This is a genomic window from Streptomyces aureus (assembly GCF_001418135.1).
Lineage (GTDB): Bacteria > Actinomycetota > Actinomycetes > Streptomycetales > Streptomycetaceae > Streptomyces > Streptomyces aureus_A.
In genome coordinates this window covers 18,955-28,753 of the sequence record NZ_LIPQ01000001.1, presented here as the reverse complement: position 1 = coordinate 28,753, position 9,799 = coordinate 18,955, and the positions used below count along the sequence as shown (strand labels likewise).

Annotated in this window: 6 protein-coding genes and 1 pseudogene; all 7 read right to left on the bottom strand. The window is 74.1% G+C overall.

The genetic code is table 11. The features are described from left to right. Positions 1–287, bottom strand: a pseudogene (locus AOK00_RS41250) (TauD/TfdA dioxygenase family protein); the annotation flags it as partial. A gap of 2 nt (positions 288–289) precedes the next feature. Beyond that, positions 290–843 (bottom strand): TauD/TfdA dioxygenase family protein (locus AOK00_RS00115; RefSeq protein WP_254047184.1); only part of this gene is annotated, 554 nt, incomplete at its 3' end. A gap of 601 nt (positions 844–1,444) precedes the next feature. Continuing rightward, positions 1,445–2,626 (bottom strand): ROK family transcriptional regulator, encoded by a 1,182-nt coding sequence (locus AOK00_RS00110; protein ID WP_055598271.1) that lies wholly within the window; start codon positions 2,624–2,626, stop codon positions 1,445–1,447. A 313-nt stretch (positions 2,627–2,939) separates the two neighbouring features. Then, on the bottom strand, positions 2,940–4,613 hold the full coding sequence (gene atzF / locus AOK00_RS00105) for an allophanate hydrolase (protein WP_055598270.1): 1,674 nt from the start codon (positions 4,611–4,613) through the stop codon (positions 2,940–2,942). Then, positions 4,610–8,197 (bottom strand): urea carboxylase, encoded by a 3,588-nt coding sequence (gene uca, locus AOK00_RS00100; RefSeq protein WP_055598269.1) that lies wholly within the window; start codon positions 8,195–8,197, stop codon positions 4,610–4,612. The genes atzF and uca overlap by 4 nt, the downstream gene beginning before the upstream one ends. Further along, on the bottom strand, positions 8,194–8,847 hold the full coding sequence (locus tag AOK00_RS00095) for an urea amidolyase associated protein UAAP2 (RefSeq protein ID WP_055598268.1): 654 nt from the start codon (positions 8,845–8,847) through the stop codon (positions 8,194–8,196). The genes uca and AOK00_RS00095 overlap by 4 nt, the downstream gene beginning before the upstream one ends. Next, positions 8,844–9,698 (bottom strand): urea amidolyase associated protein UAAP1, encoded by an 855-nt coding sequence (locus AOK00_RS00090; protein ID WP_055598267.1) that lies wholly within the window; start codon positions 9,696–9,698, stop codon positions 8,844–8,846. Before AOK00_RS00090 ends, AOK00_RS00095 begins: the two co-directional genes overlap by 4 nt. Positions 9,699–9,799 lie beyond the last annotated feature (101 nt).

The window sequence follows — 9,799 nt, the reverse complement described above, 5'->3', positions numbered from 1 at the left end:
GGCGAGGTGCGCGGTGGCCCGGTTGTCCCAGAACGCCACGTGCCCCGGCTCCCAGCGGAAGCGCACCGTGTACTCGGGCCGGGTGATCTCGGCGTACAGCAGGTCCAGGATCCGTCGGCTCTCCGCGGCGGTGACGCCCACGATGTGGCTGGTGAACCCCGGGTTGACGAACAGCGCGCGCTCCCCGGTCTCCGGGTGCACCCGCACCACGGGGTGTACGGACACGAGCAGGTTGTCGTTGATCCGGCGGGCGTACGCGCCGTCCTCGCCGACCGGCCGGTCGCCGCNNGCGCCGAGCACCGGTACGGCGGCGACCGGCCGGTCGCCGCCGTACCGGTGCTCGGCGCGCAGTGTGTCCACGAACGCCCTGACGGGGGCGGACAGCCCCTCGTACGCGGCGACGAGGTTGGTCCACTGCGTGTCGCCGCCGAACTCCGGGACCGTCTCGGCGCGCAGGATGGACCCGGCGGGAGGGTTCACCGCGGCGGTGACGTCGGTGTGCCAGCCGTCGAAGTAGCTGTACTGGCGCTTGCGGTACTCCGCCCGGAAGTTCTTCCCGTAGCGCTCCTCGAAGCGGCGCGGGTCGATGGTGAAGATCTCCGGGTGGCCCTCCGGCGGGGCGTCGTCGTGCGGGTGGGCGTAGGTGAGCTCGCCGAAGTGGCGGGCGAAGGCGATCTGCGAGGCGTGGTCGAGCCGCTGCCCCCGGAAGAAGACGACCTTGTGACGGTGGAGGGCCTGCTTGATCTCGTCGACGGTCTCGACGGCCAGCGGGCCGGCGAGGTCCACGCCGTCGATGTCGGCGCCGATGTGACCGGCGACGGGACGGACGGTGAGCGTGCTCATGGGGGAGTCCTTTCGGGCATGACGAACGAGGGCGGGTGAGAAGGGCGACCGGGTGTCGGGACGGCGTCGGGGCCGCGGGGTCACCCGCCGGGCGCGGGCTCACGGGTGTGAAGGGCGCCCGGCCGGTGTCGGTACGCGGCGAGGCGGGAAAAGGGGACGGCGCCGGTGCTCCAGCCGGCACTTCGGCCAGAGCTCCATGCGGTGCTCAGCCGTGCTTCGGCCAGAGCTCCACGCGGTGCTCAGCCGTGCTTCGGCCAGAGCTCCAGCCTGGTGCCCCAGGCAACGCTCCAGCCGGGGCTCAGCCGCGCTCCGGCCGTGCTTCAGCCGGTGAACGTGCCTGATTCAGGCCGGAGTTCGGCGGATGCGTACGCCGGGGTCAGTGCCCCGTGCCCCCGGCGCGTCGCGCGTCGGCGGAGAGCCGGTCAGTGGGCGCGACAGCCCAGTCCGGCGAAGTGGTGCGCGCGGAAGGCGTTCACGGGGTGCCGGTCTGCGGCTGCCCGGATCGTGGCCCTCTGCTCTGCGTCCATGGGAAGAGTGTGCTGCCCCGTGCCGGTACGGACAATATTTTCTGGCGGCGCGGAAGAAACCCGCCCCGCCCCGGTCATCGGGCGCCGCCGCTGGTACGCAGCCCGAACGGGTTCCGGTAGACGGCCGCGAGCACCGGCGCGGTCGCCGCCACCGCGAGCGTGTCCGCGCCGAAGGAGCCGGTCCGCACCTGGTCGCCGCCGCTCGCCAGCTCGCGGGTCAGCTCGTCGAGCAGCCGGGGCAGACGGAGGGTGGCGAACTCGGTCAGCACCAGGTCGTCCGGGCGGATCAGGTCGAGCAGCGGCCGCACCGCGTGCGCGATCAGCCGCAGGCGGGTGCGGCACAGGTCGAGCGCCCGGACGTCGCCCGCGCGGGCGGCACGCACGAGCAGCCGCAGATCGGGGTGCGGGATGACGCCCTCGGCGACGGCGCGCCGCGCGACGGCACGGTCGGAGACGGTCGCCTGGAGGCAGCCGGTGCGGCCGCAGGGGCACGGCTCCGCCGACCCCGGTACGGGCAGGTGGGCGATGCCGCCGGCGCCGTACCGCCGGCCCTGAAGCAGGACGCCGCCGGTGGCGATCGCCGCGTCCACGGCGTTGCCGACGAACAGGTGCACCAGGTCGCCGCCGCGGTTCGCGCCGAACAGCAGCTCGGCCTGGGCCAGCGCCCGGGCGTGGCCTTCCACATGGACCGGCAGTCCCACCGCGCGCTGCAGCGAGCGCCGCAGCGGGATGTCGCGCCAGCCGAGCGCGGAGTTCTCGACGAGGACCCCGGCGTCGGGATCGACCCAGCCGCCGGTGGCCACGCCGAGACCGAGGACGGAGCGCCCGCCGAGATGTCTGCGCAGGAAGCCGGGCAGTCGTGCGGCGACGTCCTGGAGGACCGCCCCGTGCTGCGGCTGCCGTGGCACGTGCTCGTACGCGATGACGTTGCCGCGCAGGTCGGTGAGCGAGAGCGTGAGCCGCGGGACGGCGATGTGCACGCCCGCCGCGACATGGTGCGCGGTCTCGATGTCCAGCGGGATGCGGGGGCGTCCGGGCCGGGGCGGCCGGTGCGGTTCGGGCGGCTCCCAGACCAGTCCCATCGCGAGCAGTTCGGCCGCGTGCCGTGACACGACGGCCGCGCTCAGGCCCGTCTCCCGGATGATCGCGGTGCGGGCCAGCGGGCCTCCGCGGAGGATGGCCCGCAGGACGGCGGCGGCGTCGGGCTGGTCGACGGCGGGCTTTCCGCCCGGCGTCGCGATGAGCGCTGGTCGCATCGGGAATCCTCGGTCCGGGAGTCGGTCGTACGGTGGCACGGCGGCCCGGGCAACCGAGGGGCGAGGGATGCGGGGGACGGGTCGACGACCTGATGCCCCGATGCTCGCAAGCGCGAGGGGGCCGGTCAACGATCCGGCGTTAAGGGGCAATGACGGTTCTGCGAAGCGCTCCCGGCGGCTTCGCCATGAGACCCCCGAGCGGGCTTCCGCCATCGTCCCGCGCCTGGGAGCGCTTCAGCTGAAGGGGTGCGCGAACAGGAACAGCGGGTTGTTCGTCCGTCCCGGCACCGGACGGCCCGGGCGGCGAGGAGCATCACGAGGGCGCATCAGGGCCGGCGAGCGTGGGCAGGGCGGCGCGCCAGCCGCCGTACGCGGTGATCTCGCGGGCGCCGTCGAGGGCCTCGGGCTCGCAGAGGAAGCCGGGGACGGAGCTGCCGTCCGCGAGTTCCACGCTCCCGAGGGCCATCGGGCGGGGGAGGGCGGCCACCAGCGCGCCCAGCCCTTCGGCGGGGAGCCGCCACACCTCGGCCTCGATCGCCGCACCGCCCGCGCGGGCCCGGACCAGACCGGGTTTCGGGGGCGTCGTGTCCAGTGCGTAGAGCCGGTAGACGGGCGTCGTCGTGGTCGTGCGGACGAACCGGCCGCCGAGGGCGAGCAGCTGTCCATTGAGCGGCTGCCCGGACAGGTGCGCGCCGACCACCGCGACGTGCAGCGGCGGGCAGGTGAGCAGGGCGGCGACGCGGGCGAGCCGGTCGTCGGTGAAGGCCGGACCGATCAGCATGACGCCGAAGGGCCGCCCGGCCACCGCGCCCGCCGGTACGGCGACCGCCGCGAGGCCGAACAGGTTCGTGGAGTTGGTGAACCGGCCGAGCCGGGCGTTCGCGCCCAGGGGGTCGGCCGCGACCTCCGCGAGGGTCGGGTGCCCCGGTGTGGTCGGCAGGAGCAGGGCGTCCGCGTCGCCGAGGGAGGCCAGGGCACGGGTGCGGAGGGCGGCCAGCTTCTCCCGGTCCGCGTAGAGGCGGTGGGCCGGGAGGTCGCGTGCCCCGGAGATGATTCCGGCCACCGTCGGGTCGAGGTCCGGTGAGTCGGCGTGCTTGTCGACGAAGGCGCCGACGGCCGTGTAGCGCTCGGCGACGAACGCCCCCTCGTACAGCATCGCGGCCGCCTCGGTGAACGGCTCCAGGTCCACGGGCAGGAGTTCGGCGCCCGCGTCGGCGAGTCGGGCCGCCGCGGCTGCGAGCGCCTCCGCCCACCCCTCGTCCAGCTCGCCGAGCCGCGCGGCGTCGGGGACCGCGATCCGCCACGGGCCGGGGCGGCGCTGTTCCAGAGGCTGGAGCACGCGTCCCGCCGGTGCCGCCATGACGGACAGCGCCTGCTCGGCCTCGGGGAGCGTGCGGGCGAAGACCGTCACGCAGTCGAGCGACGCGCAGGCGGGGACGACGCCTTCGGTCGGCACCAGGCCGGGGGTCGGCTTGAGTCCGACGACGCCGTTGAAGGCGGCGGGCACCCGGCCGGAGCCCGCGGTGTCCGTGCCGAGGGCGAGGTCCACGAGGCCGAGGGCGACCGCGACCGCCGAGCCGGACGAGGAACCGCCGGAGACGTACGCCGGGTCGACCGCGTTCCGGACCGCTCCGTACGGACTGCGCGTGCCGACCAGGCCGGTCGCGAACTGGTCCAGGTTGGTCGTGCCGAGGACCACGGACCCGGCCGCCCGCAGGCGCGCCACCGCCGGAGCGTCGGCCTCGGGCCGGTACGCGTACGAGGGGCAGCCGGCGGTGGTCGGGAGCCCGGCGACGTCGATGTTCCCCTTGACGGCGAAGACCGTTCCGGCCAGGGGCAGCCGTTCACCGGCGGCGGTCCGTGCGTCGATCGCGGCGGCCTCGGCCTCCGTGTCCTCCCGCGGACGGAGGTCGATCCACACCTCGGGCCGGTCCACCCGGGCGATGCGGGCGTACGCGGCGCGCACCCGTTCCAGCGCGGTGCTCATACGGCCGCCTCCGCGGTCTCGACGGGAGCGAGGACGACGAGGGCGGTTCCCGCCTCGACCTGGCTTCCCGGCCTGATCAGGATCTCCGCGACGACGCCTTCGGCGGGGGCCGTCACGGGTGACTCCATCTTCATCGCCTCCAGGGCGACCAGCTGCTGACCCGCCGAGACCCGGTCGCCGACCTCGACGTTGACCTGCCAGACGCAGGCGGTGAAGTCGGCCTCGACGAGTCGGCCGCCCTCGGGCACCTCGATGTCGGTGACCGGCGGCACGGTCTCCGCCGCCGCCTCGGCGCGGGCGAACTCGCCGGCCGCCTCCCAGGCGTCGCGCTCGGCCCCGAAGGCCGCGCTCTGCCGGGCCCGGAAGGCGGCGATCGACGCGGCATTCGCCTGAAGGAAGTCCTGATACGCGGCGAGTGAGAAGGTGCCTTCCTCGGTCCTCGGGACGAACCGGCCCGAGACGATGTCGGCGCGCAGTTCCAGGAGCTCCTCGGCCCCGACCGGGTACCACTTGATCCGGTCGAAGAAGCGCATGAGCCAGGGCTTCCCCGGTTCGAATGCGCCGCGCTGCCGCCAGGGCGACCACACCTGGGTCGTGCGGCCGACGAACTGGTAGCCGCCGGGGCCCTCCATGCCGTAGACGCACAGGTACGCTCCGCCGATGCCGACCGAGTTCTCCGCCGTCCAGGTGCGGGCCGGGTTGTACTTGGTGGTGACGAGGCGGTGCCGGGGGTCCAGCGGAGTGGCGACGGGCGCGCCGAGGTAGACGTCACCGAGGCCGAGGACCAGGTACTCGGCGTCGAAGACCGTGCGGTACACGTCGGCGACCGTGTCCAGGCCGTTGACGCGGCGGATGAACTCGATGTTCGACGGGCACCAGGGGGCGTCGTCGCGCACACCCGCGACGTAGCGGTCGATGGCCTCGCGGGTCGCCGGGTCGTCCCAGGACAGCGGCAGGTGCACGACCCGGCTGGGCACCACCAGGTCGTCGGTGGGTGGCAGTTCCTCCTCCACGCGCAGGACGGCGTCGAGCAGGTCGCGCTGGGGCAGCACGTCCGGGTCGGTCTGGATCTGGAGCGAGCGGATCCCCGGGGTGAGGTCGAGGACGCCGGGGAGCCCGCGTGCGGCCAGCGCCTCCGCGAGCGCGTGCACGCGCATGCGGAGCGCCAGGTCCAGCTGCATCGGCCCGTACTCGACGAGGAGGTTGTCGTCGCCGCTGCGCCGGTACGTGACCGACGGCCGGTCGCCGGTCTCCGCCAGGCGGGCGAGGACGCCCCCGTCGACGAGCGGCGGGCGGTCGGCGCGCGGCTCGGCGGCCGGTGCGCGGCGCAGTGCGGCGGCCGCCCCGGCGGTCACCGGCACGAAGCGGACGCTGTCGCCGGGCCGGAGCTGGCCCAGCTTCCAGCGCTGCCCGGTGACGACCGTCGCCGGGCAGACGAAGCCGCCGAGCGAGGGCCCGTCGGGACCCAGGAGGACCGGCATGTCGCCGGTGTAGTCGACGGCGCCGACGGAGTACGGCGTGTCGTGGATGTTGGACGGGTGCAGCCCCGCCTCGCCGCCGTCGGTCCGTGCCCAGCGCGGCTTGGGGCCGACGAGGCGGACCCCGGTGCGGGCCGAGTTGAAGTGCACCTTCCAGTCCGCGGCGTAGAAGTCGCGCATGTCGTCCTCGGTGAAGAACTCGGGTGCCGCGTGCGGACCCTCCACGGCGCCGACCTGCCACGAGGAGCCGAAGGCCGGACGTTCGTCGAGGGGGACGACGGGGGTGTCCGTACGGACCTCGCCGCCGTGCAGGACGTCACCGGAGCGCAGGGCGCGGCCACCGTGCCCGCCGAACCGGCCGAGGGTGAAGGTGGCGGCGCTGCCCAGGAACTCCGGCACGTCGAGGCCGCCCGCGAAGAGGACGTAGGTGCGCAGGCCGTGTTCGGCGGGCGCGTCGACGGCGAGGGTCTGTCCGGCGTCGACGGTCACCGGTTCCCACTGCGGCACGGCGGTGCCGTCGATCGTCACGCGGGCCGGGGCGCCGGTGACACAGACCGTCGTGGGACGGGTGAACCGCAGGGAGGGGCCCTGGAGGGTGCACTCCAGGCCGGGGGCGCCCTCGTCGTTGCCGAGGGCGGTGTTGCCCAATCGGAAGGAGAGGTCGTCCATCGGTCCGCCCGGCGGGACGCCGACCTGCCAGTAGCCGGTGCGTCCCGGCCAGTCCTGCACGGTGGTCAGGGTGCCCGCCGCGACGACCTCGACGCGCGGGGTCGGATCGGTGACTCCGGCGAGGGTCGCGGTGGAGTGGGCGGCCGCCCGGACGTCGACGTCCCGGAGGGCCGCGCGCACCAGGCCGAGGTTGGTCTCGATGCCGTCGACGCGGGTCGCGGCGAGCGCCGCGTCCAGCCGGTCGAGCGCCCCGGCGCGGTCGGCACCGTGCGCGACCACCTTGGCGAGCATCGGGTCGTAGGCGGTGGTGACCTCGGTGCCGGTCTCCACCCAGGCGTCCACGCGGACGTCCTCCGGGAAGGCGACCCGGGTCAGCAGGCCGGCGCTGGGGCGGTGGTCGCGGGAGGGGTCCTCCGCGTAGAGGCGGGCCTCGACGGCGTGTCCCCGGGGCGTCGGGGGCTCGGTGACGACGGCGGTGTCGCCCTGGGCGAGGCGCAGCATCCAGGCGACGAGGTCGACGCCGTAGATCGCCTCGGTGACCGGGTGCTCGACCTGGAGGCGGGTGTTGACCTCAAGGAAGTACGCCTCCTCGCGGGCGGCGTCGTACACGAACTCGACCGTGCCGGCGGAGCGGTAGTCCACCGACGCGCACAGGTCGCGGGCGGCCTCGGCGAGCCGACGCCGGACGTGCTCGGGGAGGCCGGGGGCCGGAGCCTCCTCCAGGACCTTCTGGTTGCGGCGCTGGAGCGAGCAGTCCCGGTCGCCGAAGGTGACGACCTTGCCCTGCCCGTCGCCGAAGACCTGCACCTCGACGTGGCGGGCGCGTTCCACCAGGCGTTCCAGGAAGACTCCGGCGGAGGAGAAGGAGGCCGCGGCCACCCGCTGCACCCGGTCCCAGGCGTCGGCGAGTTCGGCGGGGCCGTGGCAGGCCCGCATGCCGATGCCGCCCCCGCCGCCGGTCGCCTTGAGCATCACCGGGTACCCGATCTCGTCGGCGGCGGTGAGGGCCGCGGCCACGTCCGGGAGGAGGCCGGTGCCGGGGGCGAGCGGGACGCCCGCCTCCTCGGCGGCGGCCCGGGCGGTGTGTTTGGCCCCGAAGAGCTCCAGCTGTTCGGGGGTGGGGCCGACGAAGACGATGCCGGCGTCGGCGCAGCGGCGTGCGAAGTCGGCATCCTCCGAGAGGAAGCCGTAGCCCGGGTGAACGGCCCCCGCGCCGGTGTCCTTGGCGGCCTTCAGGACCAGGTCGGCGTCGAGGTAGGACTCCTTGGCGGGCGCGGGGCCGAGCCGGACGGCTTCGTCGGCCAGCCGGACGTGCTCGGTGCCCCGGTCGGCGTCTGAGTACACCGCGACGGTCCGCAGCCCGAGTGTCCGGGCGGTGCGGATGACGCGGGCCGCGATCTCGCCGCGGTTGGCGACCAGCAGGGTGTCGAACGTCATCGGGTGCCGTCCTCTTCGCTTCCGGCCGCGTCGGTGATCGTCATCCGGACGGCCGTCGGGTCGAACCCGTTGCAGGGGTTGTTGATCTGGGGGCAGTTGGAGAGCAGCGCGAGGACGTCGGTCTCGGCGCGGAGCACGACCTTCAGGCCGGGGGCCGAGATGCCGTCGACGATGCCGAGCGTGCCGTCCTTCTCGACCGGCACGTTCATGAACCAGTTGATGTTGGAGACGAGGTCGCGCTTGCCGAGGCCGTGCCGGGCGCCCTCGGCGAGGAAGTTCTCCACGCAGGCGTGCTGCGACCAGGTGTGGTGGCCGTAGCGGAGGGTGTTGGACTCCTTGGAGCAGGCGCCGCCGAGGGTGTCGTGCCGTCCGCAGGTGTCCTCGACGACGGTCATCAGCGGGGTGTGCTCGTTGGAGAGCAGGACCGAGCCGGTGGTCAGGAAGACGTTGCCCTGGGCCTGGACGGTGTCGGGGGCGCTGTAGCGCACGGAGGTGTCGTGCGCGTCGTAGACGAGGAAGTCGGCGGCCTGGTTGCCGTACAGGTCGGTGACGGTCAGCAGCTGTCCCCTGCGGACGAACCCGGACCAGGCGGCGCGGGCGGGGACGGTGTCGTCGGAGACGACGCGGCCGGGAAGGGCGGTGACGGTCATACGAGCCCCCGGGCGGTGAGGTGGTCGACGGTGTTCAGGAAGGCACGGCGGCCTTCGGGGGTGGCCTCCCACAGGGCGTCGCCGGGGGAGGTCGGGCGGGATCGGTACGCCAGCACCTGGAGGTTTGCGCAGGTGTACTCCGGACGCGGGTCCAGCGGGTGCGGAACGTTGGCGAGGAGGACGGTGACGTCCTGTTCGGCGCGCAGCGTGACGGACGTGCCGGGACCGGCCGATCCGGTGAACTCGGTGGTGCCGTCCTCCGAGATCCGTACGCCCTGGAAGAAGGAGACGGACGGCGGGAGGTCGCGCGGGGAGAGGCCGTTCTTGAGGGCGGCGAGTTTGAACAGTTCGCGCCCCGCCGGCGAGGCGGACTGCGGAGTGCCGTCGCCGTACCGGGCGGTGTTGCGCGCGAGGGTGGACGTGCCGGTCAGGGCGTCGTGCCGACCGGAGGTGTCCTCGACGACGGAGGCGAGCACCCGGCCCTGGTCGGAGAGGAGCAGATGCCCCTCGCCGAGGTACGCGTTCCACAGCACCTTGACCGTGTCGGCCGTGTTCAGCCGCTCCCAGGGGCGGTCGGCGCTGTGGAGGAGGAGGTGCGCGCAGGCGTCGCCGGTGAGGTCGGTCAGCCGCAGTTCGGTGCCGCGGGCGAGGACCTTGTGGGTGTAGCCGCCGCCCGCCACGGTCTCGGCCCACACGACGTCCCCGGCGGCCACGCCCTCGGGAGGCTCCGGCCAGTCGCTCGCGGGGACGACCGGCATGGCGTCGGTCGTCGTGCCCTCCTGGGCACGGGCGTGCTCGCGTGCGCCGTGCGTCGACGCGGTCGCTGACGGTGGCGCTGAGGGTGTCCCCATGGCTCGACCTCCGGTCCGGGGCTCATCTCGGATCTAATTTCTGTCGCTCGACAGAAATTAGGCAGCGGCCGCTTCCTTCCCATTGCCCGCGCGTTTCCGGT